The organism is Streptomyces sp. NRRL S-495 (assembly GCF_000966955.1).
Classification (GTDB): domain Bacteria; phylum Actinomycetota; class Actinomycetes; order Streptomycetales; family Streptomycetaceae; genus Kitasatospora; species Kitasatospora purpeofusca.
The window spans coordinates 1-840 of sequence record NZ_JZWY01000403.1 but is presented as its reverse complement, the minus strand read 5'-3'; the positions used below and the strand labels follow the sequence as shown (position 1 = coordinate 840).

Sequence of the window (840 nt, the reverse complement as noted above, 5' to 3'; positions counted from 1 at the left end):
AAGGTCAACGCGACGAGGGTCATCGAGCTGGCGGCGGCTCAGGCGGTACCAGGCAAGGAGGAGCAGGCGTACGCCATGTTCCTGTGGCGCACCGCCAGCGGCCATGTCCATGGGCACCCGTACACCCGGCTCCTGCAGCTACGGTCGGCGCCCATCGTCGAGGATCCCGACGGACGGCTCTGGGCCCGCCCCACCACCAATGCCGTAGAGATCGGGACCGCCGCGTCCGCCGTCTTCATGATCACGAACAAGGCGTGGGCTCTGTACGACCAGCGCCGGATCGACCAGCGCTGACCCGGGAGTTTGGGCGTTCGGGAGGTTGTGATCAACATGCTCCCGAGGTGCAGGGACACTCACGGCGGGTGCAGGGGTGGTAGCGCTGAGGCCGAGCCGGCGGACAAGGGCCTGGGCCAGCGGGCCGGCCGCAGCCGCAAGCTCGACACCGAGACCGACCGCCTGCGCGAGGTCTTCCGCAGCACGTACGCCCACCATCCCCAGCTCGTCGAGGACGCCCTCGGCAAGCAGACGCTCGCCCTCCTGCACCAGCTCGACGCCACCTGCCAGGCCGCCGACGAGCTCGCCCAGGCCGTCGAGGAACTCTTCCCCCAGCACCCCGACGCGGAGATCCTGCTGTCCTTCCCCGGCCTGGGTGTTCAGCTCGCCGCCCGCGTCCTGGCCGAGGTCGGTGACGACCACACCCGCTTCGCCGACGCCCGCGGCCTCAAGGCCTACGCCGGAGCCGCACCCGTCACCCGCGCCTCCGGGAAGAAGAGCCACGTCGGCCGGCGCATGGTCAAGAACAACCGCCTCAACCACGTCGGCTACCTCTGGGCGTTCTCC

General features: G+C 70.2%; 1 protein-coding gene and 1 pseudogene. Both read left to right on the top strand.

What is annotated here, in order from left to right:
- Positions 1-294: hypothetical protein (locus VR45_RS21280; RefSeq protein WP_045941391.1), on the top strand; the 294-nt coding region annotated here is incomplete at its 5' end.
- A gap of 108 nt (positions 295-402) precedes the next feature.
- Positions 403-840, top strand: a pseudogene (locus tag VR45_RS21275) (transposase); the annotation flags it as partial.